The sequence below is a fragment of the Vibrio paucivorans genome, assembly GCF_054053395.1.
Map to the genome: position 1 here is coordinate 655,028 of NZ_CM133231.1, position 26,441 is coordinate 681,468.

At 44.6% G+C, this 26,441-nt stretch carries 29 protein-coding genes and 1 pseudogene; 11 read left to right on the forward strand and 19 right to left on the reverse strand.

What is annotated here, in order from left to right; translation table 11 throughout:
- The first annotated feature begins 398 nt into the window (after positions 1-398).
- The 6 genes from ACXABW_RS18165 to ACXABW_RS18190 all read left to right on the forward strand — a co-directional run bounded on the left by ACXABW_RS18165 (position 399) and on the right by ACXABW_RS18190 (position 9,019).
- Positions 399-1,598 (forward strand): MFS transporter, encoded by a 1,200-nt coding sequence (locus tag ACXABW_RS18165; protein ID WP_457526763.1) that lies wholly within the window; start codon positions 399-401, stop codon positions 1,596-1,598.
- 324 nt (positions 1,599-1,922) lie between these two features.
- Complete coding sequence (gene xdhA / locus ACXABW_RS18170; RefSeq protein ID WP_286036683.1) at positions 1,923-3,368, forward strand: xanthine dehydrogenase small subunit; 1,446 nt, start codon at positions 1,923-1,925, stop codon at positions 3,366-3,368.
- The gene (gene xdhB / locus ACXABW_RS18175; protein ID WP_265688375.1) at positions 3,361-5,751 is read left to right on the forward strand and encodes a xanthine dehydrogenase molybdopterin binding subunit; all 2,391 of its coding nucleotides are present in this window, start codon (positions 3,361-3,363) and stop codon (positions 5,749-5,751) included. Before xdhA ends, xdhB begins: the two co-directional genes overlap by 8 nt.
- A 97-nt stretch (positions 5,752-5,848) precedes the next feature.
- Positions 5,849-6,664 (forward strand): xanthine dehydrogenase accessory protein XdhC, encoded by an 816-nt coding sequence (gene xdhC, locus ACXABW_RS18180; protein ID WP_252034106.1) that lies wholly within the window; start codon positions 5,849-5,851, stop codon positions 6,662-6,664.
- 74 nt (positions 6,665-6,738) lie between these two features.
- A complete protein-coding gene (gene guaD / locus ACXABW_RS18185; protein WP_252031345.1) occupies positions 6,739-8,073 on the forward strand; it encodes a guanine deaminase in 1,335 nt (444 codons plus the stop codon).
- A gap of 292 nt (positions 8,074-8,365) precedes the next feature.
- Entirely contained in the window at positions 8,366-9,019 is a 654-nt protein-coding gene (locus tag ACXABW_RS18190) for a hypothetical protein (RefSeq protein WP_457526766.1), read from the forward strand.
- A gap of 80 nt (positions 9,020-9,099) precedes the next feature.
- Here ACXABW_RS18190 and ACXABW_RS18195 read toward each other — a convergent pair whose 3' ends face one another.
- Positions 9,100-10,116 carry a DUF1214 domain-containing protein gene (locus ACXABW_RS18195; RefSeq protein WP_457526768.1) on the reverse strand — a complete coding sequence of 339 codons (1,017 nt, stop codon included), beginning with the start codon at positions 10,114-10,116 and terminating at the stop codon, positions 9,100-9,102.
- A 230-nt stretch (positions 10,117-10,346) separates the two neighbouring features.
- On the opposite strand from ACXABW_RS18195, the gene ACXABW_RS18200 reads away from it, so the two are divergent.
- Positions 10,347-11,306, forward strand: coding sequence for a LysR family transcriptional regulator (locus tag ACXABW_RS18200; protein ID WP_457526770.1), 960 nt, complete (start codon positions 10,347-10,349; stop codon positions 11,304-11,306).
- 27 nt (positions 11,307-11,333) lie between these two features.
- Here the strand turns inward: ACXABW_RS18200 and ACXABW_RS18205 are convergent, their stop codons facing one another.
- The 6 genes and pseudogenes from ACXABW_RS18205 to ACXABW_RS18230 form a co-directional block, all read right to left on the reverse strand.
- On the reverse strand, positions 11,334-11,846 hold the full coding sequence (locus tag ACXABW_RS18205; RefSeq protein WP_457526772.1) for a lipocalin family protein: 513 nt from the start codon (positions 11,844-11,846) through the stop codon (positions 11,334-11,336).
- 27 nt (positions 11,847-11,873) lie between these two features.
- Positions 11,874-12,487: pseudogene (locus tag ACXABW_RS18210) on the reverse strand (LysE/ArgO family amino acid transporter).
- An 86-nt stretch (positions 12,488-12,573) separates the two neighbouring features.
- A complete protein-coding gene (locus ACXABW_RS18215; RefSeq protein WP_457526775.1) occupies positions 12,574-13,026 on the reverse strand; it encodes a GNAT family N-acetyltransferase in 453 nt (150 codons plus the stop codon).
- Positions 13,027-13,062: 36 nt separating this feature from the next.
- A complete protein-coding gene (locus tag ACXABW_RS18220) occupies positions 13,063-13,665 on the reverse strand; it encodes a sugar O-acetyltransferase (protein WP_457526776.1) in 603 nt (200 codons plus the stop codon).
- Between the two features lie 175 nt (positions 13,666-13,840).
- On the reverse strand, positions 13,841-14,383 hold the full coding sequence (locus ACXABW_RS18225; protein WP_457526778.1) for an AAA family ATPase: 543 nt from the start codon (positions 14,381-14,383) through the stop codon (positions 13,841-13,843).
- A 32-nt stretch (positions 14,384-14,415) separates the two neighbouring features.
- Positions 14,416-15,312 (reverse strand): helix-turn-helix domain-containing protein, encoded by an 897-nt coding sequence (locus ACXABW_RS18230; RefSeq protein ID WP_457526780.1) that lies wholly within the window; start codon positions 15,310-15,312, stop codon positions 14,416-14,418.
- A 194-nt stretch (positions 15,313-15,506) separates the two neighbouring features.
- On the opposite strand from ACXABW_RS18230, the gene ACXABW_RS18235 reads away from it, so the two are divergent.
- Complete coding sequence (locus tag ACXABW_RS18235) at positions 15,507-16,703, forward strand: sugar efflux transporter (protein WP_457526782.1); 1,197 nt, start codon at positions 15,507-15,509, stop codon at positions 16,701-16,703.
- Positions 16,704-16,803: 100 nt separating this feature from the next.
- Here ACXABW_RS18235 and ACXABW_RS18240 read toward each other — a convergent pair whose 3' ends face one another.
- Positions 16,804-17,148: an antibiotic biosynthesis monooxygenase family protein gene (locus tag ACXABW_RS18240; protein WP_457526784.1), complete on the reverse strand. Its 345-nt coding sequence runs from the start codon at positions 17,146-17,148 to the stop codon at positions 16,804-16,806.
- A gap of 164 nt (positions 17,149-17,312) precedes the next feature.
- Between ACXABW_RS18240 and ACXABW_RS18245 the strand changes: the two genes are divergently transcribed.
- Positions 17,313-17,465 (forward strand): DUF2256 domain-containing protein, encoded by a 153-nt coding sequence (locus ACXABW_RS18245; RefSeq protein ID WP_457526786.1) that lies wholly within the window; start codon positions 17,313-17,315, stop codon positions 17,463-17,465.
- Here the strand turns inward: ACXABW_RS18245 and ACXABW_RS18250 are convergent.
- The 7 genes from ACXABW_RS18250 to ACXABW_RS18280 form a co-directional block, all read right to left on the reverse strand.
- On the reverse strand, positions 17,438-18,157 hold the full coding sequence (locus tag ACXABW_RS18250; RefSeq protein ID WP_457526788.1) for an SDR family NAD(P)-dependent oxidoreductase: 720 nt from the start codon (positions 18,155-18,157) through the stop codon (positions 17,438-17,440). The genes ACXABW_RS18245 and ACXABW_RS18250 overlap by 28 nt on opposite strands.
- Positions 18,158-18,535: 378 nt before the next feature.
- Positions 18,536-19,054: a phosphoribosyltransferase gene (locus ACXABW_RS18255; protein WP_457526790.1), complete on the reverse strand. Its 519-nt coding sequence runs from the start codon at positions 19,052-19,054 to the stop codon at positions 18,536-18,538.
- Between the two features lie 48 nt (positions 19,055-19,102).
- Entirely contained in the window at positions 19,103-19,729 is a 627-nt protein-coding gene (locus ACXABW_RS18260; protein ID WP_457526791.1) for a LysE family translocator, read from the reverse strand.
- 75 nt (positions 19,730-19,804) lie between these two features.
- Positions 19,805-20,212 carry a DUF1330 domain-containing protein gene (locus ACXABW_RS18265; RefSeq protein ID WP_457526793.1) on the reverse strand — a complete coding sequence of 136 codons (408 nt, stop codon included), beginning with the start codon at positions 20,210-20,212 and terminating at the stop codon, positions 19,805-19,807.
- 129 nt (positions 20,213-20,341) lie between these two features.
- Positions 20,342-20,830, reverse strand: a complete 489-nt coding sequence (locus ACXABW_RS18270; protein ID WP_457526795.1) for an N-acetyltransferase family protein — start codon at positions 20,828-20,830, stop codon at positions 20,342-20,344.
- A gap of 57 nt (positions 20,831-20,887) precedes the next feature.
- A complete protein-coding gene (locus ACXABW_RS18275; protein WP_457526797.1) occupies positions 20,888-21,427 on the reverse strand; it encodes a hydrolase in 540 nt (179 codons plus the stop codon).
- 117 nt (positions 21,428-21,544) lie between these two features.
- Positions 21,545-21,949 (reverse strand): lysozyme inhibitor LprI family protein, encoded by a 405-nt coding sequence (locus ACXABW_RS18280; RefSeq protein ID WP_457526799.1) that lies wholly within the window; start codon positions 21,947-21,949, stop codon positions 21,545-21,547.
- Between the two features lie 187 nt (positions 21,950-22,136).
- Between ACXABW_RS18280 and ACXABW_RS18285 the strand changes: the two genes are divergently transcribed.
- Positions 22,137-22,895, forward strand: coding sequence for a hypothetical protein (locus ACXABW_RS18285; protein ID WP_457526801.1), 759 nt, complete (start codon positions 22,137-22,139; stop codon positions 22,893-22,895).
- 338 nt (positions 22,896-23,233) lie between these two features.
- On the opposite strand, the gene ACXABW_RS18290 is transcribed toward ACXABW_RS18285, so the two are convergent.
- The 4 genes from ACXABW_RS18290 to ACXABW_RS18305 all read right to left on the reverse strand — a co-directional run bounded on the left by ACXABW_RS18290 (position 23,234) and on the right by ACXABW_RS18305 (position 25,097).
- Positions 23,234-23,698 (reverse strand): RipA family octameric membrane protein, encoded by a 465-nt coding sequence (locus ACXABW_RS18290; RefSeq protein ID WP_457526803.1) that lies wholly within the window; start codon positions 23,696-23,698, stop codon positions 23,234-23,236.
- A 156-nt stretch (positions 23,699-23,854) separates the two neighbouring features.
- Positions 23,855-24,394, reverse strand: a complete 540-nt coding sequence (locus ACXABW_RS18295; RefSeq protein WP_457526805.1) for a hypothetical protein — start codon at positions 24,392-24,394, stop codon at positions 23,855-23,857.
- 134 nt (positions 24,395-24,528) lie between these two features.
- Positions 24,529-24,756 carry a hypothetical protein gene (locus tag ACXABW_RS18300; protein WP_457526807.1) on the reverse strand — a complete coding sequence of 76 codons (228 nt, stop codon included), beginning with the start codon at positions 24,754-24,756 and terminating at the stop codon, positions 24,529-24,531.
- A 74-nt stretch (positions 24,757-24,830) separates the two neighbouring features.
- Positions 24,831-25,097 carry a hypothetical protein gene (locus ACXABW_RS18305; protein WP_457526809.1) on the reverse strand — a complete coding sequence of 89 codons (267 nt, stop codon included), beginning with the start codon at positions 25,095-25,097 and terminating at the stop codon, positions 24,831-24,833.
- A gap of 431 nt (positions 25,098-25,528) precedes the next feature.
- Here ACXABW_RS18305 and ACXABW_RS18310 point away from each other — a divergent pair, with 431 nt between their 5' ends.
- A complete protein-coding gene (locus ACXABW_RS18310; protein WP_457526811.1) occupies positions 25,529-26,389 on the forward strand; it encodes an ABC transporter substrate-binding protein in 861 nt (286 codons plus the stop codon).
- Positions 26,390-26,441: the final 52 nt, after the last annotated feature.

The window sequence follows — 26,441 nt, forward strand, 5'->3', positions numbered from 1 at the left end:
TGACATTCTACCCATTTTTGTTACTTTACTCGTCCATCAATTGTCCAACAGTCAATATTGCCTCCCGACACATTCACCATCAAAAACAGTACGTTAAGTAATCATTTAAAGAAGCTATCGATGAGTGATGAGCCCAATCTTTACCTACAGCGTCAAATGATACAGGCCGCCAATCTGCCTAAAACGTCAATGTTCAAAAACTCCACCTAACATGCTTCGAAGGTTTTCATTCACCTATTTTTTAAATTTTCCTTCCTAAATTCAGGGTTGTTTTAAGTCCAGCAAACCGTTAGTTTGTCGACGCAAGCAAATGAGAATCATTTTCATAGAGATCATTAATAGCAAGTTGCTTTGCTCATTCACCCTGTTAATCAATATACAACCACTCGGTTTCGGTTATGTCTGACATAAAAAGCTCATCCACTCAACTCAGTATCATCGGGCTCATTGCCGCATTAATGGGGATCGGACAAAATGGTTTATTGGTTTCGTTACCTTTCTTGGTAGAGCATTCGGCTTTTTCTCTGCCTACTTGGTCGATTCTGATTGCGATCGGCAGTCTATTGTTTTTGCCTGCCGCTCCCTATTGGGGAAGGCAGAGCGACCAATCCGGCCCCAAACGAGTCGTGATACAAGCGTTATTTGGAATGACAATCAGTTTCTTAATGTTGGTAAGCTTTACCATGTTGAGCCACCTAGAGTCGCAGTGGGTAGCGCTATGTCTTGCAGGCCTTGTCATAGCTAGGGTTATATACGGTTGTACGGTAGCTGGCATGGTGCCAGCCAGTCAGCACTGGGCCATTTTGCTTTGTGGTGAAGGGAATCGAGTTCAAGCTATTACCAGCGTCAGTATAGGCTTAAGTACTGGTCGATTAGTTGGACCGATTTTGTCGATATTTCTATTGAAGATCTCCCCTTTCGCGCCACTAATAATGATGGTGATCCTTCCTGCTATCGCGCTGTTGGCGGCATTCTGGCTGCCCTCTCCCACCTTCGAGAAAAAGGAGCCAACAGACACCCACACTAAACCCTCATGGCTATCGATGCCCGAACGTTCTTTGCTGCCTTACCTCACATCAGGACTGCTGCTGTGTACTGTGGTTGCGCTGCTTCAGTACAACTTCTCACCTTTGATTGGTAGCGTAACCGAATGGCCAACCAGCAAAATCAGTGACTGGATTGGGGTACTCTTAACCGTTGGGGCGGCATTCACACTTGGCACTCAAGTTTTGGTGATCAAGAAAAAACGTGTTTCGTTAAAAACCATGTATCAGTTCGGTGCTGGCGCTATGGTATTGGGGCTAACCCTGTTTTTATCGGCCAACGTCTGGGTATTTGTTGCGGCGATGGCTATTGCGTTTAGTGGAGCGGCGTTACTTGTACCCGCCTATACTGCTGGAGCGACCGAACAAAACCCCGATGCTCCGGGGGCAACGTCTGGATTCATTTCTATGTCTCACACCCTTGGTTACGGGTTAGCGTCGCTCCTTGCGGTCACATCCACTTATTCTCCAAACTTCCCTATCTTTATTGGTATCTCGCTTTCTACCATTGTGTTGGTAATCTCACTCGTGGTTTACCGTTCAAAAAGCACGTAGCCCTATCGACAATACTCTTAATTCTTACGCTTAAATTTGAGTTTTTACTCAAGTTTGAGCATCTGCAAACCCTCCAAAAATTGCATACAATTATGTAAACATGGTTAAATTTTTTGCAATTATTTAAACATGGAAGATTTAACAAAAAGTTAATATATTACATAAAGTTATGTAGACACTAGAGCAAAACAAAAAAGTAATACAATCTTCGTTGTTGCATTTTTGTAAATAAATAGTTGACCTTCAGGTCAAATTATCCAATTATTGACCCAAAGGTCAGAAAAATAATATTGGAATCATAGTGTCAATGTACAAGGAGGTCTCTTGATTACTTTCCTACTCAATCAAGAAATCAGACAAGAAGAGAACTTGTCGCCCAATATGACGGTGTTGAACTACCTTCGCACCAAGATAAATAAAACAGGTACCAAGGAAGGCTGTGGTTCAGGCGACTGTGGTGCATGTACCGTAGTATTGGGTGAACTGGTTGACGGTCAATTAGAGTACCGCTCAGTGAACTCTTGTCTTACGTTTGTTTCAGCCCTTCACGGTAAACAGTTAATCACCGTAGAAGATCTACAAAACAAAGACAAATCACTGCACCCAGTTCAGCAAGCCGTTGTCGACTTCCACGGCTCTCAGTGTGGTTACTGTACTCCGGGCTTCATCATGTCGATGTTTGCGCTTGGCAAGAATAAGCCAAACGCGGACAAAGAAGATGTAATGGAATCTCTGGCAGGTAACTTATGTCGCTGTACCGGCTACCGCCCTATCGTAGATGCGGCGCTGTCTCTTTCGACTGAAAAACCACTGCTAGACCAATTTGCAGAACTTGAACGCCGCACCATTGAAAAGCTGGAAAGCATTCAAGATAAAGAGGCAAGCCTTCGCTACGGCCACCTAACCGCATTCTCACCGAAATCTACTGATGAGTTAGCGAAACTATTCAAAGCGCACCCAAGTGCGAAATTGGTTGCCGGTGGTACAGACTTGGCACTAGAAGTGACTCAATTCCATCGTGAGATTGAAACGCTGATCAGCGTCAACCTTGTAGAAGATATGAAGATCTGTGAGGAAACAGAAGACAGCCTAGTGATCGGTGCAAACCTACCAATCAGTGATGCTTACTCGCTATTGAAAAAGCATTACCCAGATTTTGGTGAGCTGTTGCACCGCTTTGCGTCTTTGCAAGTACGTAACCAAGGCACAATTGGTGGGAACGTTGCGAACGCATCACCAATCGGGGATACCCCACCGCTACTGATTGCGCTTGATGCACAGATCAAACTGCGCTGTGGTGACGAGTCGCGCACAATGCCAATCGAAGATTACTTCATTAGCTACAAAGTGACCGCACAACAAGAGAGCGAATTCATCGAGCAAATCATCATTCCGAAACCTACGCAGGATACGTTCAAAGCGTACAAGCTGTCTAAGCGTCTGGATGATGACATTTCAGCAGTATGTGGTGCTTTCGACATCCAAATTGATAATGGCGTGGTAACACAAGCGCGCATCGCCTTTGGCGGTATGGCGGCTACACCGAAACGTGCCAATGGCTGTGAAGCTGCACTGGTAGGCCAAGCTTGGAACGACGAAACGATTCAAAAAGCCATGGCTGAATTGTACAACGACTTCGAGCCGCTTTCTGATTTCCGTGCGAGCCAAGAGTACCGTTCACTTACGGCTGCGAACATGCTGCGTCGCTACTACATCGAAACGCAGAACAAGAACAACCAAATCGAAACAAGGGTAACGTCTTATGTCTAATGCACACCACAACTCGATGAGCCACGAGGAAATGGTGGCTGTCGCTAAACAAGACTTGAAAACCGGCGTAGGTAAAAGCGTTAAGCACGACAGTGCACCTAAGCAGGTAACAGGTGAAGCGGTTTACATTGACGACCGCCTAGAGTTTCCAAACCAATTACACGTATACGCTCGCCTATCAACACAAGCGCACGCGAAGATCACTAAGATCGACCTAGAGCCTTGTTACGAGTTTGAAGGCGTCGCGATTGCGATTACCGCTGAAGACGTACCTGGCCAACTAGACATTGGTGCAATCTTGCCGGGCGACCCTCTACTGGCTGATGGCAAAGTAGAATACTACGGCCAACCTGTCATTGCGGTAGCCGCAAACGATTTAGAAACGGCTCGAAAAGCCGCACATGCAGCAATCATCGAATATGAAGCACTACCAGCAATTCTTGATGTTAAAGAAGCTCTGGCTAAAAAGCACTTCGTGACCGAAAGCCACCAGCAAAAGCGCGGTGATTCAGCCAAAGCACTGGCGAATGCAAAACACGTTATCGAAGGTGACCTAGAGGTTGGTGGTCAAGAACACTTCTACTTAGAGACACAAACCAGTAGCGTTATGCCAACAGAAGACGGCGGCATGATTGTTTACACCTCAACTCAGAACCCAACGGAAGTTCAAAAGCTGGTGTCTGAAGTTCTAGGCGTACCAATGCACAAAGTCGTGATCGATATGCGCCGTATGGGTGGTGGTTTCGGTGGTAAAGAGACCCAAGCAGCCTCTCCAGCTTGTATGGCTGCCGTGATTGCTCGCTTAACCGGTCGACCAACCAAAATGCGCCTACTTCGTAACGAAGACATGCAGCAAACAGGTAAACGTCACCCGTTCTACAACCAATACAAAGTAGGTTTTGATGACAATGGTGTGATTCAAGGTGCGGACATTGTGGTGTCAGGTAACTGTGGTTACTCACCAGACTTATCGAGCTCAATTGTAGACCGTGCAATGTTCCACTCTGACAATGCTTACTACCTTGGTGATGCAACAGTAACTGGTCACCGTTGTAAGACAAACACAGCGTCTAACACCGCTTACCGTGGTTTTGGTGGCCCACAAGGCATGATGACTATTGAACACATCATGGACGAAATTGCTCGCTACCTGAAAAAAGATCCGTTGGAAGTACGTAAAGCGAACTATTATGGTGAAGAAGGCCGCAATGTTACGCACTACTACCAAACCGTTGAAGACAACTTTCTTCCTGAGATCACCGAAAAACTTGAACAAAGCAGTGACTACCACGCTCGCCGTAAAGAAATTGCTGAGTTCAACAAGCAAAGCCCTATTCTGAAGAAAGGCCTTGCAATCACACCTGTGAAATTCGGTATCTCGTTTACTGCGACTTTCTTGAACCAGGCAGGTGCTCTAATCCATATCTACACCGATGGCAGTATTCATTTGAATCACGGCGGTACGGAAATGGGCCAAGGCTTGAACATCAAAGTGGCACAAATTGTTGCAGAGGAGTTCCAAGTCGATGTCGAACGTATCCAGATCACCGCTACAAACACAGACAAAGTTCCGAACACATCACCGACCGCAGCCTCATCGGGCGCCGACCTCAACGGTAAGGCCGCGCAAAACGCAGCCCTAACCATTAAGCAGCGCTTGATTGACTTCGCGTCTGCGCACTTCAAAGTGTCGCCAGAAGAAGTTGTGTTCAAGAACGGTATGATTCAAATTCGCGATGAAATCATGACATTCGAAGCGTTCGTTCAACTCGCTTGGTTTAACCAGATTTCACTGTCGAGCACCGGTTTCTACCGTACACCTAAGATTTACTACGATCACGAAAAAGCACGTGGACGCCCATTCTACTATTACGCGTATGGAGCATCTTGTTCTGAAGTGATCATAGACACCCTCACTGGTGAGTACAAAATCTTGCGCGTTGATATCCTGCACGATGTAGGCGCATCACTAAACCCAGCGATCGATATCGGTCAGGTTGAAGGTGGCTTTGTGCAAGGTGCAGGTTGGCTAACGACCGAAGAGCTAGTTTGGAACGAGCAAGGCCGCTTAATGACGAACGGCCCTGCAAGTTACAAGATTCCAGCCATTGCGGATATGCCTATCGACTTTAGAACGCATCTACTAGAAAACCGCAGCAACCCTGAAGACACCGTCTTCAACTCGAAAGCGGTTGGTGAGCCTCCGTTCATGCTTGGCATGTCGGTTTGGAGCGCACTGAAAGATGCAGTGGCCTCTGTAGCCGTTGATGGCGCAATCCCTAAATTGAACACCCCTGCGACTCCTGAGCGTGTGCTTATGGCAGTACAGGAAGTGAGCCAAGGTGCTAAAAACACCACTGGCGCACAATCAGAAACAGCGTAGAAACTCGAAATCCCGCGCCAGAGCTTTCTGGCGCATAACGTCAAAACAGAGACAAGAATAACAAGGGATGAGAAGTCGGAATCTCAAGGAGACAATGATGTTTAAGGACAACTGGATTCATGAACTTGCCAAACTAGAAGAGAACTATGAACCGTGTGTAATGGTCACAGTGTTGGAAGACCGCGGTTCAGTTCCTAGAGACGCTGGAACCAAAATGCTGGTCACTCGCGACCGACTTATCGCCACGATTGGCGGTGGTCATTTAGAGCATATCGCCACCAAAATGGCGCGCGAGATGCTAATCGCAGGTGAGAAAGCATTAAAAGTTGAACGTTTTAATCTCGGCGCACGTCTTGGTCAGTGTTGCGGCGGAATGGCAACGTTAAGCTTCGAGCCAATTGGTACCCAGCAAAATCATCTCGTTCTATTTGGTGCAGGTCATGTCGCTAAAGCCCTTTTGCACATTGTCTCTACCCTTCCTTTCCGAGTCACTTGGATTGACGAACGCGACGAAGTGTTCCCAGAAGAATTGCCACAGGGAGTAAAGAAGTTGGTCAGCGACGACCCTGTAGGCGAAGTCAAACACATGCCACCGAATAGCTACTATCTGGTGATGACCCACAATCATCAGCTCGATTTTGATTTAGCCAAAGCCATTATCGACCGTGAAGATAGCTGCTATTTCGGCATGATTGGCTCACTCACTAAGCGTAAGAAATTCGACATGCGTTTAGAGCAGCGTGGTTATTCCCAACAGCAAATCGACACTATGATTTGCCCAATAGGAATCAGTTCTGTGAATGGTAAGCACCCAGCAGAAATTGCGGTATCGGTTGCGGGTGAACTAATCGCACACTATCAAGGCCACGCGCTTGAACAAAAGCGCCCTACGCCGCACAGTAAAACAGCTTAAGCGACATCAAAACTACAACAGTCGCTTCACTCCCACGCCATACTGTGTTGGGAGTAGGAAAAAGGAAGTAAAGCATGACAACGCAACGCAAAGCTTATCGAGCAAGCATTCTACATAGCGTAGCTGACCCGAAGGATGTCGGAATTGAAGACTCTTACCAATATTTCGAAGACGGAATTTTGGTGGTCGAAAATGGTCACGTCGTTGACCTTGGTGAAGCCGATGATGTTCTAGCTCGCCAACCTAAAACTCTCGAAGTGAAAGAATACAAAGATAAACTGATTACGTCTGGTTTTATCGATACTCACATTCACTACCCACAAACCGGTATGATCGCTTCTTACGGCGAACAGCTACTGGATTGGTTAGAAAACTACACCTTCCCAGAAGAACGTCGCTTCAAGAACCCAGTCTACGCTCATAAAGTGGCGAAACTGTTCCTAGACGAACTGGCTAGCAACGGTACGACTACTGCACTAGTGTTCGGTACGGTTCACAAAGAGTCGGTAGATGTGTTCTTCGAAGAAGCAGAAAAGCGCAACGTTCGTATGATCGCAGGTAAGGTCCTGATGGATCGTAACGCGCCAGACTACCTGACAGACACGCCTGAGTCTGGTTACCAGGAATCAAAAGAGCTGATTGAAAAGTGGCACAACAAAGGTCGTCTGCTTTATGCGGTTACGCCACGTTTCGCTCCAACCAGCACACCTGAACAGTTGGCGAAAGTCGGCCAACTGTTAGAAGAATACCCAGATGTGTATATGCACACTCACCTTTCTGAAAACAAGAAAGAGATCGAATGGGTACTTGACCTATTCCCAGAGCGCGACAGCTACCTAGATGCGTATGACCACTACGGCCTACTGCACAAACGTTCGGTGTTCGCGCACGGTATCCACCTTTCAGATTGCGAGTGTAAACGCTTGGCAGAAACCGAATCTGCCATCGCATTCTGCCCTACTTCAAACCTATTCCTAGGCTCTGGCCTATTCAAACTGCCAAAGCTGGAAGAGCATGGCGTTCGAGTCGGTATGGGGACAGATGTAGGTGCAGGTACCAGCTTCTCAATCTTGCAAACTATGAGTGAAGCGTACAAAGTTATGCAGCTTCAACAAGAGAAACTGCACCCAGCGAAGTCATTGTTCTTAGCAACGCTTGGCGGCGCACGCTCTCTTCACCTTGAAGATAAAATTGGTAACTTAGAAGTCGGCAAAGAAGCAGATTTCGTGGTACTCGACCTGCATGCCACTCAGCTTATGCGCTTTAGAATGATGCAAGCGAAAACGCTTGAAGAAAAACTCTTCGTGCTAATGAGCCTTGGTGACGACCGCACCGTAAGCGAAACTTACGTGTTCGGCGAAAAAGCCTACGACGTCCACGTTGAAGACCAAAAGAAGTTAGTAAGCTAAATGATAAAGCGCCCTCTGATTGAGGGCGTTTTCTTTGAAATCAGCACATAATTCCCCCCTACCATATCGCGATTCTCATTTTTGAGAAAACTCCCAATCCGACACTACTCAGACTTTATCCTAACACTGCACTGACACGAATTTTTACTGTCTCCCAGCCGGTAAGAACAATTCTCGTCACTTTGTCAGCGCTTTCTGATTCATATTAGAACCAGAAAATTCCTATATAAAACATTTCACCACTCAATATTATCTGCATTTTTCAACGTCAGTAATATATGAGGTACAGCCAATGTTTAGGCTCTCACTATTAGCGAGTTTGTTTATTGCAGGATGCGCAAATGGATTGCCTACTCCAGATTTCAACGGAAACATCACCCACGAATTGGAAGTTGGGAATGAGAAAATTTTTGTTGGTATTCCGTTGCTACTCGCACTGGAAGGATCCTCAGCAAGATTAGACGACGACTGGGTAGTCACCGCTGCACACAACAAGCCTATTCTAGCGTTAACGAGAGCCGAAGTGTACTACCACCCTGTCTGTGATATTGCGCTAGTGTATAACAAGCACGATGTCGACGATCCTCATGTTGGCGTTGTACATAGTGGAGAAAAAGTCACGCATGTCGGGTACCCAATCGGCTTCCCTCTTTCCTCAAGCCAAGGGAAATACATTGGGGACATTTACGTTAATGGCTGGGAGAAATGCCAAATGTCTGGCACAACCGGCATCATTATGTCGGGCATGTCTGGCGGTGGTGTATACAACGGGAAGGGTGAGTTGATTGGCGTGAATCACGGCTTTACCAACTCAGATGTCACATGGGCGGATAAAAGCTATGAAAGCCCGGCAGTGTTTGTATCCCTTTTCTTCGTTCGTGATTGGTTGGAAACAGTAACTGGGCATCAATACTTTCCAGCAAACAACCAGCCTTTAACATCTTAATCCACTATCTAATGTTGTACGACACTCAAGTTAGGCGCGCATTAAAAAGCCCCTATAAAAGGGGCTTTTCACTAAAGCTATCAACCATTGAGATCGCTGTTTTTCAACGTCAGTAATGGGTTCCACTGTCCTGATTTCACTTTGTAGCTCGAACCATAAGTGCGCCAAGTTACAGACCACTCATCAACTCCATCAGTCGTGATGTTATTAATAGCATCTTTACCACAGTTAATGCTCAGCGTGTAACTACCATTTTCATTCGCAACAGCATCGCGGCTATTCAACACATTGTCGCCTAGTGGCAGCAGCCAACCTTCCGCATCGTACAACGTGAATGACCAAAACTCGTCGACACGTGGGTCTTCAAATGTCGTCTGCATACATTGAGTACCTTTAATGTTATTCGACATTTGATAGTTGTTTACGCTAAATGCCATTCCTCCCCAGCCAGCAGCATTCGACAGCGAACGCGTGAGCGGATCGATGGTGTCTGCATCAAACGCGTATTCTAAAAATATGCCAGAACCAATAGCTTGCTTGTTCAGCTTAGACCAAAGCTCATCGCGGCCTTGTTTGTCGTACTTTGGAGTGACGTAGTGGTTAGAACCAAAGTTAGTCACAGATAGTGTCTTCTGTGCTTCACGGGCCGTTTCAATACCCTCTTCAAGTCCGATTCGGAAAATAATCAGTACAAAGCCGTCTGTCGGTTTGACATCAATCCCGCCAGGAGTCCAAACGTAATCCAACGCGAACCCGTTTTCATCAAGAATCAAAGCCGACTGGAAAATATCATTATCAGGCTGTTCTATGTGGATCCCCTTTGAGTTGTCGTACAAACCAACTGTGTAAAGGGTGTCTCGGTTAGCACGAATAGTTGGTGCAGGCCCTGCTGGGTAATAGTCTGTTAGGTGAACGAAGCTATTGTTGATCCCTTTGCTAGCCCATTTATTGAAGTTAACCGCTGCCTCTACACGATCAAAGTTTTCCATTGTTACTGGAATTGTCGATTCGTATTCCTTGCCATCAATAGCGACGGCTGCCTGAGCAGAATGGAGTGTCATTGCAGAAAGAAGGAGTGTTGGAATTAGATGCTTCATTAGAGTTTCCTAAGTCGATGAGTAACAACTACGTAGCCAGCAAAGTCCCATTTTCGTACAGGAAGATTCCGCTTTGATGGTCAGATTTTAGCGTTGTTAACTATGTTTATACCTATCATTTATAACTGCTCACGTACCTATCTCAAGCAGCACAAAAATAGTAAATTTAATTGCATTTCTCGTCTAATCACCAATAATTACATACCATTATAACCACAGAGAATAATGGTATGAGCAGCAAGCAGAAAACATCCTTGGCACGAGTGGACCTCAACTTACTTATTGTGTTGGATTTGCTGCTTAAGGAGAGGCATGTATCTAGAGTTGCCGATAAGATGTTTGTTTCTCAGCCAGCCATAAGCCGTTCACTGAAAAAACTAAGAGAGATATTCGACGACCCGCTTTTTACCCGCAGCGCCACAGGCCTTAGCCCCACGAGTAAGGCATTACAGCTAGAAAAAGAGTTAGACGGCGTACTTCCTTTGTTATCTCGTATGCTAAACAGAGAAGAATTTATAGAAAGCAAATGTGAGGATACGTTTAGCTTATCTGTGCCTCCTTTTATCGGCGCCGTACTCATTCCTGATCTTTATCAGTACATACAAACCCGTGCACCGAATGTCAGTATTAAAGAGATCACCACTCGTAGCAATGCACTCCAGTTACTCGATAACAATCAACTGGATTTCGCATTCCATTATGAAAAGCTAAAGTCTGCAAAATACGAATCTTGCTACATTGGTGATCTTTACCCAATGCTGTTTGTACGCAAAGGTCACCCTCTACTTTCTGTTGATTCACCACAACTAAGCCAAATCCTTAGCTACCCCGTTATCGGCAACTTAATTGAAGATGATTCCAACCAATCAATTCGAATGCCTATTTTGGAAGTGCTTCAAGACTTAATTCATCAGCACCAAAAACCTCGTTTAAGAACAGTGCAAACAGGGAATATTTTTAGGGCGCTAAGAGATTCCGACAGCGTGCTGTTTGGCTCGAATGGCCTGCACTTGCTGCCAGAGTTCGAAGAAGATTTTGTAGAGATATATTCGCTTCGTGATGAACCCAAATACATACTGCCGATATACTTGGTTCTTCACTCACGCAATAAAGACAATGAAGCGCACAAATGGTTGTTTGAGATTATCAAAGATAAATCAACGAGCATTCTTGCTACCAGTTCAACCTAGATGTGCGCACAAAAAGAAAGTGAATAATTAGTGGTCAACGTAGATAAGCTGTTCAACGTCAAAGCCGTTGGCTTTAGACATGGCTTCAAACTTATCCAGTACCTCTTGGCTTACTTCAGGCGTTCGAGATAATAGCCACAAGTAATCGTTGTTCGGGCCTGATACAAACGCATAGTCGTAGTTATTTTTCTCGAGTTCGAACACAACATAAGAGCCATAAAACGGCCCAAAGAACGACACTTTTAGGTAGCCTTTCGTTTCTTCATCAACGAAATACGCTTTTCCTTCCGCCTCTTTCCACTCTTGTTTTTCTTCATCGAAGCCACGATTAATGACCACGACACCGCCATCTTCTCGTAGTGAGTATTCAGCGGATACTTGCGTCAACCCGCGCTCAAAAGAATGATCTAATCGAACGACCTCATACCATTTACCAAGATAGCGATTCAACTCAAAGTCACTTACCGGCTGAACAGATTGAGGCATCCCCAAACAACCTGTTAACGCTAACACCAACATTGCAATGAACAGCTTTTTCATACTACACCTCACCTAACTAACTGTATTTTAAACTCTCGCTCCAGACACCAAAGAGAAAGCAATCACCAACATAATTACACCAACCAGCACTTCCAGAACTTTCCATGCTTTGGGACTTTTGAAAAACGGAGCGAGGAATCGAGCGCCGTACCCAAGTGAGAAGAAGAACACAAACGATGCCGTTATCGCCCCTACGGCAAACTCGACTTGATTAGGTTGGTATTGAGTAGAAATTGAACCAAGCAGAACCACGGTATCAAGGTACACATGTGGGTTTAGCCAAGTGAAAGCCAAACACATCAATACCGACTTGAGCCACGAACTCGGCGCATCCGTTCCATTTTCAAGCGCATGATCGGTGGTGAGAGCAGACTTAAAGCTTAGAACGGCATAAACGGAACGGATAGAAATATCGCCCCACCATACCGAGCAAGGGTTTCTATCTGTGGGAACTGGTTAACAATCACACCGAATCCGGCAACGCCCAAGCTAATAAGTATCGCATCAGAAATGGCGCAAACAGCACAAATGACGAGTACATTCTGGTTTTTTAACCCTTGCTTTAGGACGAATGCATTTTGAGAACCTATCGCTAAGATCAGCGATAATCCCAATGAAAAACCAGCAAAATAACTCACCATAACGCTATCTTCTATTTCCTTATTGGCCTTCCACTAATCCATTAGTCAACTCGAGAGCCACCTTTCAACTACTACGAGAATCACGATTAAGAAGCGCTTCTAACTAAGCTCATCGGCACAAAGCGAATCCCGTTAAAATCACTTTCTTCGGACGTTGCCACAAAACCGTGGTGCTGATAAAAGCCGACTGCGTTCACCGAGGAGCGAAGACTAATCTCACTCTCCTTTGTCGATTCAAGAATACGCTTTAGTAGCTTACTACCCAGCCCCGAGCCTTGGACCTTATTGGACACAAACAAATGAGTCAGGTAATCACCATTTCGAAGCGCTGCATAACCCACCATTTGCCCATCTAAGACGGCCTTTAGGCTCACAAAATTGTCGCCCTCTAGCGTCGTCTTTAGATCGGGTAACACGCGCTGCTGATACTCTTGTTGACCTTGCTCATTAAGCAATGGCAATACATCGTGTTTTGATACTTCAGCAACCAGTGCCGTTATTGCGTCTACATCCGTTTTTTGGGCTTTCAGAATATCCATACTCTTTCCAAGTGTCCTATTCGTTTTTCACGTTGGTTAATCACCAGCGTTGATATCTTCTTTTACTATTCTTGCTGGATTCCCGACGACAATCGTATCGGCAGGAACATCTTTTGTGACCACACTTCCCGCTCCAACCACAGCACGCTCACCGATGGTCACACCGGGCAAGACAATCACGTTAGCGCCAATCCAAACTTTGTCCGAAATATGAATCGGCTTGGCGAATTCTTCATAGGTATAACGTGTTTTTGCATCAAGCGGGTGCCCAGCAGTACAAAGTGTCACATTTGGCCCTATCATCACGAAATCGCCAATCGTTACCTTACCGCAATCCAGAATAACGCCGTTGGTATTCATGTAGAAGTTTTTGCCAACTTCAATGTTATAGCCGTAATCGCAAAAGAACTGCCCATTTAAACTGGTCGTTTCGTCCGACTTGCCAAACAAGTCTTGTATTAGAAGGTTCTTTTCCTTGGGCTCAAAGCAAGTACTGATTTGGTGACAAAGTTTAGCGGCTTTTATTCGATCTTCTGGTAAACCTTCAGTATCTGGGTTGTATAACATTCCACTTATGTGGCTTTTTTCTCGATTGCTTATTTGTAAACGGCTTTCTTCTTGGCTAACGGATTCACTCATCTTCTAACACTCAATGCATTGGGTACAACGTTAAAATCATGGCTCTAACATACAAGATTTAGCTATTGGCAGGGAACCATTCTAACCATTATTTTCTGAGACTTTTATCCGATAGAGTCCATTGATAGGTGTTTCTACAAAATATTGCCACACATGCTTGAATGCTGCGAATTGATTAAGGGGAAGGCACGCTTAAACAGCTAAGAACAAACTCAGCTCTTTCCTCTACCGATACTTTTGGTACTTCAATCAGATCATAGCCATACTCTTCGTATGCTCTCGTAATGTGATCGTAGGTTTCTACAGCCTCTCTAAAACTCTGTTTGCGTTCTAAATCATTTCGATAAATAGCTTCCCAAGGAGGGAATACGAATACCTCGTTGTGATATTTCAAATCATCGCAATACATCAACAAGCTTTCTGACAATGATATATTTTCAAGCCGGCTATAACCGTAGCAATCAATAATACTTCTATCGAAAAAAGTAAGCTCCGAACAACCGTATTGGAGGTAGTTGTTGTGCTCCTCTGCAACCATTTCATCTCGAAATTCAGCTTTATTTTTCCATGGTAATGCTCTGCCGTCAGTGGCCACTTGAGTTTGGATGACCTTGCGCCCAACTTCCGGAGCACTGGGAAAGCCCAATTGCTTTAAGTATTCGATCACCGACGTCTTTCCAGCACCTGGGCCACCAGTAAAAACAACTTTATTATTCAACCTTGTTTCCTTCGTCTTTTAGAAAATCCACGCTAATTAAACCTTCGGCGAAACTGAGTCGGGGTCATCGCTTTTAACCCTTTAAACTGGCGATTAAAGTTAGACAAATTATTGAAACCCGTTTTCTCTGCCACCAGCGCGATTGGGTATTCCGTGCTTGCCAACAACTCACAGGCTTTGCCCACGCGGTACTGCTTCAAGTGATCGGAAAAACTCATTCCGTAGTGCTTTTCAAACAAACGGTAAGCCGAGCTTTCGCTAATGTGTAATAGCTTACACACATCAACAATCTTAATGGGTTCACCATAATGCTTTTCGATGTAGCGCGAAGCTCGTTCTATACGCTGGTTGTATTCGGAATCTTCCGATAGCGGCTTAAGGTAGTATGGTGAAGAGGAAAGCTTGTTAGCTTCGTGATCATTAGATAACGCAATCAGCACTTCAATCACTTTCGCCGCTTGATACTGCCTATCCATGTGCCGCATTTCTTGCATCGTCGTCGCCACTGCGTTCGCTGCCTCTGGGCTAAACGATAAACCATAGGCAGATCGGTCCAACAACCTTTTCAACTGCCTTGCTTCAGGGATCAATGCTTGTAGCCGCACTAACCATTGATGAGAAAACCAGATGATGATGGTGTGATGATCTTTCACAACTTCAGAATCTTTGGAGCCAAAACTGCCAGCCAACATATGAGGCAAACCAGGACCATAAAGAAGCAGAGATTTGTGGTTGATTGGCCCTATTGCATCTCCCGCATAGAAGTTACCTTTGAACTCTTGGTTAGGATCTAAATATAGAACCAATTCATACTCGGCGTGATAGTGCCAAGAGCACGCAAACTCGTCTTTTCGAACCGTGCAGGTAAATTCTCGATACAACCAATCGAAGCTCGGTTCAGCGACAACATTCTCTTTAAATGGCTTCATATCGGCTCCAAGGCTGACTTAAACAATACTTTACAGGCTCTCTACTTAACTGGCTTTCCACTTAGCTGTCAAAAACCAATGTCGACATTGACTGAATAGTACCAGAAGTATGCGGAATATCATTAATGTACGCAGAATAGATTCTTTAAGATACCCGCTATCAAACAGGTCTATGTAAATTCTGGAGGCGTCGCTTGTTTAAAGATAAAACTGCACTGCTATTTGTGTGCATTTCGTTTATTTGTGGTCTGTGTGGCGCGTTCTTTTATCCGTTGTCGAGCCTGTTCATTGTGCAAGAGCTTGGTGCTAGCCCTATGATGCTGAGCGTCTATATGGTTGCTGCAGTAGGGAGTTCTGTCGCCGTTTCTCACTATATCGCGAAACGTTCCGACAAGAACTGGAACAGAAAAAGTATCCTAGTAGTGTCTTTATCGAGTTATTTCATCACTGTCACTAGCTTTGTGTTTATCCGTGATTATTGGACAGCCGTTGCCGTCGTCATTCTGTTTGGCAGTGTCAGTGGCGCTTCGTTTGGCCAATTGTTCGCTTTAGGCAGAGAATACGGCGATCGCTATGTCAGCAACAGTACCAACTTTTTGGCTGTAATGCGCGCAGGGCTCGCCATTGCTTGGGTATTTGGCCCACCTATTGCGTTTATGCTTAACGCTAAGTTTGGCTTCAGCGCTGCATTCGCAGTATCTTCTGTGACCGTGCTTATCGGTATCATACTGGCCGCTAAGTTTGTTCCGGGGCAAGTTGTATCCAAACAAGAGAAAACCGAGTCGCCTGAAATCAATAAACCGTTAGGCGGTATGGTCGTGCTGTACTGCTTGATATTGGTCTGTGCGTTTGGCGCAAATAACCTCTACATCACAAGTATGCCGCTGTATTTGTCGCAAGAGTTGATGGTGAACCCAAGTTGGCTAGGGCTACTTTTTGGTATGGCTGCAGCGTGTGAGATACCTGTGATGCTCACTGCAGGTTCTCTGGCCAATCGATTAGGCGCAGTTCGATTGATGATTATTGCAGCATTAAGTGGGGTTGGGTTCTACCTAGTGATGCTTTCGCAGACCAGCTTCATCGCTATGTTAATCGCGCAAGTGTTTAATGGCTTCTTCATCGGCGTATGGGCGACCATCGGCATGGTTGCCCTGCAAGACATGATGAAAGACAGACTTGGTACTGCATCCACGCTGTTCTCGAATATGCTAAGCGTAAGCACCTTAGTGTCGAGCTTAGCGGTCGGTGTGATTGGTGAACTGTACGACTACTACAGTGCCCTTTATGTCAGCCTTGCAGGGTTAGTTGTTGCCGTAGGCTTATTGGCGTTGTTCGAGCTAAAAAGCAAACCGGTATGCGAAGCTATGCAATATCAAGCCTCTAAAGGCTAGCAAAGCCAACGCCCCCTCTCACTGAAAGCAACGCATGGCGAAAGTGCCATGCGTTGCACTAAATGGCTAGACATCAGTAATTTTAACTCGGTACTTTACCCTAACCGTGTACCTCGAGGCTGTCTTTAGGGGCTTCAGTACGCTCCGACATGCCGTAATCTCTAATTACCCCCGCGACTCTCAATCGATAAGTTTCAAAAACACCGTTTCGGCCTATAGTTTGAGCAAGCCTGTGCCCTTCTAAACGACGCCACTCTTGAATCGACTCTTCATCTCGCCAGAAAGACAGAGACAACACTTTGCTTTCATTCGTCAGGCTCTGGAAGCGCTCAATAGAAATAAAGCCGTCTATTTCTGCAAGTAATGGCCTAATTTCATTGGCAATATCAAGGTATTCAGATGTTTTACCGTCTGCGACTTGAACTTCAAAAATTACAGCAATCATGAGTTACCCAATTATTGATTAATACTCTGCGCAGTTTAGCGAATGCAAGATTGATTGATATGACCCACAGTAGGAAAACGACATTCTAATTGCTTGTTTGAACCGCAGTCACGATTGCGCCGTATATACCTCTCTTACTAGTAACGAAAGGAGTGGTCAGATCTATGAAAAAAGCGCATTTACCCACTAAGTGTTGCCCAGTATGCCAACGGCCATTTATATGGCGTAAAAAATGGGAAAAACACTGGGATGAAGTGAAATACTGTTCAGAGCGATGCCGTCGAAATCGTCACCATGGAATTTCACTACCATCATAAGCAATAAATTTTCCATTCAACGTTTCCTCTCCCGGCTTACAACTCTGGTTAAGCACGCCAATCAAGGCCTGAGCGACGTATTCGGCAGTAAACAACTTTCCACTTGGTACATTGGCTTGGAAAGGCTTGGACAGATCCGTATCAGTGGTTCCCGGATGAAAAGCAAATACCGACGCATGCTTAAGCGTTCTCCCCCACTCAATACTGAGGGTTTTAATGATCATATTTAGCGCTGCCTTCGACGCTCGGTAGCTGTACCAACCACCCAGCCTGTTGTCTTCGATGCTTCCAACTCGCGCTGAGATGGTAACTAACCTAGGCGATGCGCTACGTTTTAGGTTTGCTTCAAAATACTTGGCAATCAGAAGTGTCGGCAACGCATTGGTTTGTATCGACTCCATCAGTTGCTCAGTGCTTGTTTGCTTGAGGCGTTTTTCCGGGCTAAAGATGCCCCAGTGGAGTACGCCAACGGTGTTGATAATCCAATCTACCTCCCCAACCTGTGAGGCTAGCTGTTTCACTTGCACCTCGCAGCCGACATCAACTTGGTGCCAACTAACCGACGTATTGCTAACAAAGCAGGAGGCACTCCGGCAGGTCGCGTGCACCTCCCAATTGCCATTGCTACTGGTGAGCTCACGAACAATTGCGCCACCAATCCCCCCACTCGCTCCAACTACCAAAACTCGCATAAAACCTCCTAACGCCACCGGTAGAAATCAAAACGAACTCAGTGAATGAATCGATCACTTATCTTCATGTTTCAGTTCCCTATTTCTCTCCTATGTGACCCAAAGCGACAGTTGCGCCGTATAGCTATGTGATATACAAAATAGGAAGAGAATAAATGGTTAGAGGGTTATTTCTATTTGGCAAGGATCTACGGCTGCATGACGATCCAGCGCTAGACCGTTTTAATGAAGTCGTGACACTCAAGCTACAGCCAATACAGGTTGATTCCCTTACTTTCAAAAATTTAGGGTTCGCAATAACAACGATTGCGAACCCCAAAACTAACTTACTGATTTCGGCTTAGAGATAACAAGCTGTAAATTGAGCTAGCAGGTTAGTCATTTCACTAGTTTGGACACGTATGGCACATTCCTAAGCTTGTCTTGCCAAGGTAACCCATAGCCAACCAGTAAATCATCCGTGGTCATTTCATAAGCGTAATATTGCGTGACAGGAATATCGACTCGGTTCGGTTTCACAAACAACGTAGCAATTGAAAGCGATTTGACGTCGTAGTGCTCTTGAATGTGAGCCACTAACCTTTTCATCGTGCCGCCAGATTCAATCGCATCGTCTATCATAATGACGTCTTTCCCTTGCAGCGCGATGTTTTCATGAAACACAATCTCAGATTGGTTATTGCTGTCTCCGGGTGTATGCGGGCAAGAAATATAGTCCATTTTGATGTCGAAATTTAACTTACGCACTAAGTCCGCTGTAAACAAAATACCACCCGGCACTACACTAATGATCACCGCGTCACTGAACTGGTCGTTAAGTTTTTCAGCGACTATTTCAACACCCTGCTGGATTTGTTGCTCGCTCAAAACTAGCTCGCCAATATGTTGAGATTTCATATCTTGCTCCTAAATTGGATTGGGTCACAACGCCTCGTTTGCATCTGGCTACCGCTGCTTCATAAATGCTACCGCGAGCCCAGAAGAAACAAACGTTACGCCTGCCCCAATATTTAACCCTGTTACTAGCTTAGGTTTGTTTCTAAACCATTCAGACAGTTGAGATGAGAACACGCCCATCAAACTAAAACCTACTGCGGTCAACACTGCAAACCAGACACCATAGCCTATCATTTGCGTGGTGACAGAACCTAAACTTGGATTAACAAATTGAGGAACAAAAGCTAGAACAAACATACCTGGTTTAGGGTTGAGTGCCGCAGAAAGAAAACCGGTAGAAAAAATGACTTTAAGTGACTGCTTTTTCGCTGGCTCTAATGAGAATAGATTTCGAGAACGGAGCACTTTCACCCCCAACCAAATCAGGTAAGCCGCACCCACCAATTTGACTACATAAAACGCAAACTCGGAAGTTTGAATAAGCAAAGTTAGGCCAAAAGTAGCGGCGACAACATGAAATAAAATCCCAGCCCCAGATGACATTCCAGACATAACAGCGGCTAGCTTGCCTTGACTCAGCCCCCGCCCAATCGCCAGTAGATTGTCCGGCCCCGGCGAGATGACCAACAGCAAACACGCCAATGTGTACGTGGCGAATACCTCGAGTGGAAACATAAAACCTCCTTGTTAAATGGTTAAGGGTAACCGCCAAGCATTGGGGGTTCTCTTAACTAGACTGCACGCAGTACGTTACGGTACTTTCGTTTCGATGTTTAACTGCCCTGCTAATCCGGCTTCACGGTGGACACTTAACGCTTTAAATTCTTCTGAAGACGTCATTTCAAGAAGTGCTTGGCGAGACGGGTATTTCACAATCACAAATGAATCCCAAAGCTCATCCACTTGGCCAAGAATTAAGCCAGTCACATCGGAATAGAAAACAACTTCAGCGCCGTATTTTTCAAGCACTTTGAGCATTGGCTGGCCATACAGTTCATAGGCTTGTTTGCCAGTTAAGTTGGTTTTCCGCCCATCCGCGTACTCGGCCTTATCTTTGAATTTGAAAAGATTTAGAAGGTGGATTTCACCAGACTCTGGCGCGGACTTGAGCCTGTCCATTTGGCTATCGGATGGGTAAAGTTGATTAAGGACTTCCATATTCTCTCCTGCAATTTAACGCTGTGCTAAGTGGTCAGAAATGCGGTGGCCTAATATGGATATAGTGCCTTAAAAGCAGAGCCCAACCTTTAATCTAAATGCCATAAGTGAAAAGTCACGTTGAGCTATTTATTTATCGCACATTTCCCAGCGGAAGTATGGCCGCAGGCCATCCATACGTTCAACATCTGCGCCCAGCTTTTTGTAGAATTCGTGCACACGCGTATTATGCGGGCTCGCTGTCCATGAAATATGGGAAGCCAGCGATTGCTTAGCCTGCGCTTTCAACGCGTGCATTAACTCGCTGCCGTACCCCTTGGAGCGACTTTCACCAACAACGAGTAGATCATCAAGCCAAATAGATGGATCGCCGCTAAAAGAAGAATAACGATAGTGGAACAGAGCGAAACCCAACACTTCACCACCAGCCTCCAATAACAACGCATGAGCAAATGGATGCTCACCAAACAAGGTACGTTCTATTTTCTCAGTTGAGGTAGAGATTTCGCCGTCGAAACCTTTCATGCTGCGGTCGAACTCAGCTTTTTGCTTAATCAGTTCTAGCAACTGACTAGAATCTTGTTTGGACGCTTTCCTTACGTGCACGGTGTTCTCCATGAATCTTTATTTTGGCGGTATTCAGAATCGTTTAAACCATATCTAATAGCAAAAACTCTAACGAATTAGACTGAGCACCTGCTTGAATTCCGGCTCTCGACAATCTTTTACCAGCTCATAGAGGCACATTTCTAGGCCAGTGATTTGAACGCCGTTGTCCCTCATTCGGTTTATACCCAATTGGACATTTGATAACGTTCGGGAGGAAACACAATCGCTGACTAGCTCCACATTGAAGCCTCGTTCAGCTAAGCCCGTTGCTGTTTGGTAGACACATATATGCGCTTCAATGCCACACACCAGCCACGAATCCACATCCGTATCTTTGATGGTTGCTAGAAACTCGGAAGACTCACAGGCATTAAAAGTAAACTTTGTGATTGGATTGATGTCACCAAGTTCAGCTCTTAGCTCCTCGACGGTACTACCCAACTTTTCAGGGTTTTGTTCAAGCAGCACAATAGGTAATCCTAGGGCTTTAGCGCCAGCGATCAATTTCGCGCAGTTAGCAATAAGTGTGTCGCTATCATGAACTAAGCGAGCCAACTTACCCTGTACATCAACTACAACAAGCCCTGTTTTATCTCGTGACAACATGTTCACCATCCTTAGTTTGGTGTGGGTTTATAACATCGTGTTAGTGTGGGATATACACTAAGACTTAACCTAAACCCTAGCTATTAACGCCATAGCCTCTTGTTAGGTGCATTCCTTCTAACCTACATATACACTCTTGAAGTATTCCACTCGTTCTAACGTCATTCTTAACTTACATTCTTCAATTTGGACACCTTGCCAAGGTGAAGGCGTGGAAGAAAGACCTGAAAACTCGCACTCAGCGTCTCTATATTTTAACCAAGCTCTTTGGGCTTTTCGAAACGGCTCCACCAGCTCGGTTTGAGACCAGATATTCCTTAGCGCTGCTTCTTCCTCGCTTATTCTAGCGATTGCTTCCTGATAACTTTCGTTAAGTTCTTTGTCTGCGGATTCCATCTTCTGTTCCACACACTGATAACCGGCCATAACCCCACCACCTTTTACATTGCAGGGGTCTTCAATATCATCAGAAGCGAAGCTGGGTACAGAAACCAATGCCAATATCACGAGTAATTTTTTCAAGTTTGCCTCCTAGCACCTAACGCCGCATTAAGGTGTGAGCAGCGCTTGGCTATACTTGAGCGAAAACGCCAAGCGTTGCGAATCACTCTTAAATGCTTTGTTATGTTCACATTGCTCACACATATGCATACTAAATTTATTCCTAGCCCTTATAATATCCATCGATTGGCTTAGAGGTATGATTTGAATGAAGAAACTGCGAGTTCCATACGACATTATCGGTGATAGGGAGGCTGCAATGGACTCGGTCCGTGACGAAATGCAGACATTCAGCTTTACTGCCGAATATGACAAATTGAAAAAAACACTACTAAGCTTGTCTACATTCTCTATTTTCATGGTCTCATTCAATATCACGACCCCATTAACAATCTCAACAGGGGTGGCTTCAGTTAGTGTAGGAAACCTTACCCTTTTCTTCGTGCTTCTTTTTATCTATCAACTGTATACTTTGAAGTGCTTACGAGATGAGTTCGACTTACTCTCTGAAAACTCAGTCGCTTCACTGAAGCAGACTTATTACTTTTATTTGCTCTGTCGAAGAGCCGCTTTAAAGTTCAAAGAACAGGATTTAGTCAAAAATAATGCTGACTTTGAGTTCACAATGCACGGTATTCAGATTGGTAGAGTCATGCATCATGCCCCTGCATTAATGCATGAGTTTCAAAATGAAAACCAATTAGACCTTTGGCAAGAAAAGCTCAGTGCTGATTTCAGTTTCCACAAGCTCAGACACTGTAATAAATGGCAAATTTTCTTGAGTGATGCAAAAACTTCAGATAAAGATATCGAGTTTTGGCACAAGAACAAAAAACGACTGCTCACAAAGCGTAAAACAGTACACAACAACTACTACATACCTTTGGTTTACTCTGCTTTGGGACTGATTACGACATTAATGATGATTTTCCCAAAATTTCGAGAATGGATCGTCGCATTATTCTAAGATCTGCCTCGTGAACATAACGCCTTGCTAACGTGCGGCTAATCCAATGAACTCAAGCAAAGCCACCGTAATCACTGAACTCAACCTTACCAAAAATGCCAAAGGTTAGCCGTCACTCTTAAGCAATTTGTTAGTTGCTTGGGTTCACTCTCGATTTTCTTAAACTTGCCGTATGATAATAACCACCACCGTATGAGCGTCCTAGGAATAAAAACAGACCACACGTAACTATACTAATACCGACCACCACCACGTAAAACCAATCAATAGGCTTAGCGAAAGAAAATTCGGGAAGTGAATATATTAGTAAAGCACACCATAACACTGTTACATACAAGCTAATTAATTGATTGATTGATTTTTGAAACCGACAGTGGAGAAGGACCGGTTAATAAGTTCCGAACTTTATCAGCCTTAGCCCCATGAGGGTTCCTTGACAAAACCACTTTGTACAAAGGACCTGTGACTTCATCTTCTAAAACATCAACGTGTTTTTCCCAGTTCTCTTGCCAATATTTGCTTCCTCGATTTACGCAAAACCAAGCAAAGGAAAAGACTACACCAAGACAACTCAAAATTACTGACATGTCAGTTTTATTTACCGAAGATGAGGATTGTATAGCTATAAAACCAGCAAAAGTCGCCGCAATAAATGCCCAAAAATAAGTTGCCCGCTTCCAATAGAGATCAATTTCAAACTTTCGTATATCCAAAGCTTGAGCTAATGCCTCTTGCTCTTTCCCTTTAAACAATTGCTTGTGTCTATCTGGGCTTAAAGTCTCTGTAGTACTGCTATTAGTCAAATTTCACCTTTCAAACTCGATATCAAATTAGAGCAACTAACGCCGCGTTAAGTGGTGAGCAACGCCAACCACCCTACCTAAACCATTGTGCCGTAAACATTAAAGCTGAATCAAACTGAAAATGCCAAGCGTTGGGAATCCGCCTTAAACGCTTTGTTAGCATGATTTTTTGAAGCGATCATGAAAGTGACTCAGATGAGCTCTAGCAATGGTTATGTCATTTAAGATGCCTTGTAATTTTTGAGCATCAAATTGCTTATAATTTTTTGAAAGTCCCTTATTGTTTGACTTTAGTGATACTGGGGTGCCCTTATTTGGGCTAGAGTGCAGCCAACTACCATGCGTAACACTATTCCTCTGACTCGCAGCACCTTTTAATTTCTTATCTAGATCGTTGAGAACATCTTCGAAATCCAAATCTCTGCTGCGGCACTCAATGTGGTAAAGCTGAAGTAGCTTCAAAGCTTTTTTCTTAAACATCATTTCACCGATAAACGCATATACTTTTTCAGCATCATCGGCAGAAAACAAGTCACAGATGTAGTATGAAATCTCATCTTCTAACGCATTGAACTCCATAATGACGCGTGACAAGTTAATTCCAACACTATCTAAATATTTGATGAGTTCATCACTTGAACCGTATGACTCAGGAGCCCCAAAAATTGGACTTTGTTTTATTGTGTAATCGCTCATTTTTGCTCCATCATGCTAACGCCCTGCTAAGTGGCTAGCAACGCATCACACAATACTTAAACTAGCCGCCGTAAACACTTTACCAAACTAGAACCAAAATTGCCGAGTGTTGATAGTCCGTCTTGAGCAATTTGTTAGGCAAATTGCTCCGTGATTTTCAAATCAACCTTGCGAGTTTGTTCAGCAACATGAGCATACAACTCATTGATTAAACTAAATAGCTCCTCGAAACTATGCGACCATGGCGCTGAGTATTTGCTGGTTGGGACAAACACTTCTGAAATGTTTTCGTATTTGACAAAATAGACCTCTGCCTGCTCACAAGCTGAATTATCTGCATGAGCGATGTAAGTATTTCTCATTTTGTACACGTGGTCATGAAGCTTCAGTAGATCAGGAGCATATTTGTATACTCGCTTTGAATCTAAGATAACCCTCACACAGCACCACTAGCAAAACATTTACTGTAGGTAATCACAAAGGCTTTATATAAATGACTGGACAAGTCTTCATGATTTCTCATTGAGTTAAGTATTTCGTGACATTCTCTTATATCGGCAAGTATTAGTTGGAGTGACGCTCTTCGTTTCGCAATATGGCCTGAAACTTCAGATAAATCACAAGCTTTACCATCAAAATATGCTCTGTAATCTATCTCTGTTGAGCCCTCTAGAGCAATAATTTCGTACTTAAATTCTGACATAGTTCGTCCATTTGCCTAACAGTTATTAGACAGAAAAATTCTGCATTTAAATATAGAAACTTTCTGTCTAACCTTTTGCTAGTCGCTATTGTACGCCTTCCTACCCTTTAATAACAATCACTTAGAATGTTCAGTAACGTGCGATCGGGCGAAATACAGAATATTTCTATCTAACACACTTCATCCTTAAAACTCTCCGCTATGGGTAAATGAACAGTAGAGCTTAATTCATGATGAACGCTCAAAACCACCAATTGTGGCCAAGTCCACATCAGCCCTGACTCAATCTCATCACAACTTGTAATCTGCTTTGTTCGGCACTTAACTTTAATTAGTTAATACCAACGTCTGTTAGAGCCATGAATGTAAAGCTTCCTCTTCTAGTTTATTGCGCGGTTAACCTTGCTCCACCTGCTCTAGGTGCCGAGCCCGTGAAGCTATTGTCTTTAGATTGGTCGAGCCAGCAGGTTCTAACTAAAGTGCTTGGAAACCTATTAACCGAGGTAGAAGTGCCAGTGGAGTATGTGTATACCGATGCCGATTCACAGTGGTACAAGTTGGCTCAGTCTCAGGGGGATGTTCAGGTAGAGGTATGGGAAGGCTCAATGGCGGCCAAGTTCCAACAGTTGCTGGCGTCAGACAGTATTAGAGAAGGTGGCACCCACCTAGCGAAAACACGCGAAGATTGGTGGTATCCCGATTATGTTGAGCCACTTTGCCCGGGGCTGCCTAACTGGCGAGCGCTGAAGCATTGCTCTAAGATTTTTGCCGAACAAGGCGAACTCGGCGTGTATTACAGTGGCCCTTGGGAAAAGCCCGATGCAGCTCGAATTCGGGCACTTGAAATCCCTTATGAGATTCGCGTTCTGAAGGACGGTGACGAGATTAACCAAAAAATCGAAGAACATTTATCCACTCAAAAGCCGCTGCTGATATTCAATTGGTCACCCAACTGGGTGGAAGCAAAATACCAAGGGAAATTTGTCGAGTTTCCCAAATATGATCCGGCCTGTGAAAATGATGCAGCATGGGGAGTGAACCCTAAATTCAACTGGGACTGCGGCAACCCTGTTGGTGGTTGGTTGAAAATCGCTACATCCAAAAGGCTTAACCTACTTTCGCCTTGCGCGTGGGATGTGGTTCATTCTTTCTCGCTTAATAATCACCAAATCGCCCTCGCTGCTGCTTTAGTCGACGACCAAAAGCTATCGGTTGATGATGCCGCTGCACAGTGGCTCGAGCGTAACCAACTACACATCGCACATTGGATCAGCCACGATTCGTGTATGTAACTTCGCCCGCTTCATTTGGGTATAAGGAATTATTGGGTATACTCAAAGCAAC

What these genes read in the sequence shown, in the direction of transcription:
- ACXABW_RS18165 (WP_457526763.1), top strand. Translation starts at nt 399, where the DNA reads ATGTCTGACATAAAAAGCTCATCCACTCAACTCAGTATCATCGGGCTC.
- xdhB (WP_265688375.1), top strand. Translation starts at nt 3,361, where the DNA reads ATGTCTAATGCACACCACAACTCGATGAGCCACGAGGAAATGGTGGCT.
- xdhC (WP_252034106.1), top strand. Translation starts at nt 5,849, where the DNA reads ATGTTTAAGGACAACTGGATTCATGAACTTGCCAAACTAGAAGAGAAC.
- guaD (WP_252031345.1), top strand. Translation starts at nt 6,739, where the DNA reads ATGACAACGCAACGCAAAGCTTATCGAGCAAGCATTCTACATAGCGTA.
- ACXABW_RS18190 (WP_457526766.1), top strand. Translation starts at nt 8,366, where the DNA reads ATGTTTAGGCTCTCACTATTAGCGAGTTTGTTTATTGCAGGATGCGCA.
- ACXABW_RS18195 (WP_457526768.1), bottom strand. Translation starts at nt 10,116, where the DNA reads ATGAAGCATCTAATTCCAACACTCCTTCTTTCTGCAATGACACTCCAT.
- ACXABW_RS18200 (WP_457526770.1), top strand. Translation starts at nt 10,347, where the DNA reads ATGAGCAGCAAGCAGAAAACATCCTTGGCACGAGTGGACCTCAACTTA.
- ACXABW_RS18205 (WP_457526772.1), bottom strand. Translation starts at nt 11,846, where the DNA reads ATGAAAAAGCTGTTCATTGCAATGTTGGTGTTAGCGTTAACAGGTTGT.
- ACXABW_RS18215 (WP_457526775.1), bottom strand. Translation starts at nt 13,026, where the DNA reads ATGGATATTCTGAAAGCCCAAAAAACGGATGTAGACGCAATAACGGCA.
- ACXABW_RS18220 (WP_457526776.1), bottom strand. Translation starts at nt 13,665, where the DNA reads ATGAGTGAATCCGTTAGCCAAGAAGAAAGCCGTTTACAAATAAGCAAT.
- ACXABW_RS18230 (WP_457526780.1), bottom strand. Translation starts at nt 15,312, where the DNA reads ATGAAGCCATTTAAAGAGAATGTTGTCGCTGAACCGAGCTTCGATTGG.
- ACXABW_RS18240 (WP_457526784.1), bottom strand. Translation starts at nt 17,148, where the DNA reads ATGATTGCTGTAATTTTTGAAGTTCAAGTCGCAGACGGTAAAACATCT.
- ACXABW_RS18245 (WP_457526786.1), top strand. Translation starts at nt 17,313, where the DNA reads ATGAAAAAAGCGCATTTACCCACTAAGTGTTGCCCAGTATGCCAACGG.
- ACXABW_RS18250 (WP_457526788.1), bottom strand. Translation starts at nt 18,157, where the DNA reads ATGCGAGTTTTGGTAGTTGGAGCGAGTGGGGGGATTGGTGGCGCAATT.
- ACXABW_RS18255 (WP_457526790.1), bottom strand. Translation starts at nt 19,054, where the DNA reads ATGAAATCTCAACATATTGGCGAGCTAGTTTTGAGCGAGCAACAAATC.
- ACXABW_RS18260 (WP_457526791.1), bottom strand. Translation starts at nt 19,729, where the DNA reads ATGTTTCCACTCGAGGTATTCGCCACGTACACATTGGCGTGTTTGCTG.
- ACXABW_RS18265 (WP_457526793.1), bottom strand. Translation starts at nt 20,212, where the DNA reads ATGGAAGTCCTTAATCAACTTTACCCATCCGATAGCCAAATGGACAGG.
- ACXABW_RS18270 (WP_457526795.1), bottom strand. Translation starts at nt 20,830, where the DNA reads ATGGAGAACACCGTGCACGTAAGGAAAGCGTCCAAACAAGATTCTAGT.
- ACXABW_RS18275 (WP_457526797.1), bottom strand. Translation starts at nt 21,427, where the DNA reads ATGTTGTCACGAGATAAAACAGGGCTTGTTGTAGTTGATGTACAGGGT.
- ACXABW_RS18285 (WP_457526801.1), top strand. Translation starts at nt 22,137, where the DNA reads ATGAAGAAACTGCGAGTTCCATACGACATTATCGGTGATAGGGAGGCT.
- ACXABW_RS18295 (WP_457526805.1), bottom strand. Translation starts at nt 24,394, where the DNA reads ATGAGCGATTACACAATAAAACAAAGTCCAATTTTTGGGGCTCCTGAG.
- ACXABW_RS18300 (WP_457526807.1), bottom strand. Translation starts at nt 24,756, where the DNA reads ATGAGAAATACTTACATCGCTCATGCAGATAATTCAGCTTGTGAGCAG.
- ACXABW_RS18305 (WP_457526809.1), bottom strand. Translation starts at nt 25,097, where the DNA reads ATGTCAGAATTTAAGTACGAAATTATTGCTCTAGAGGGCTCAACAGAG.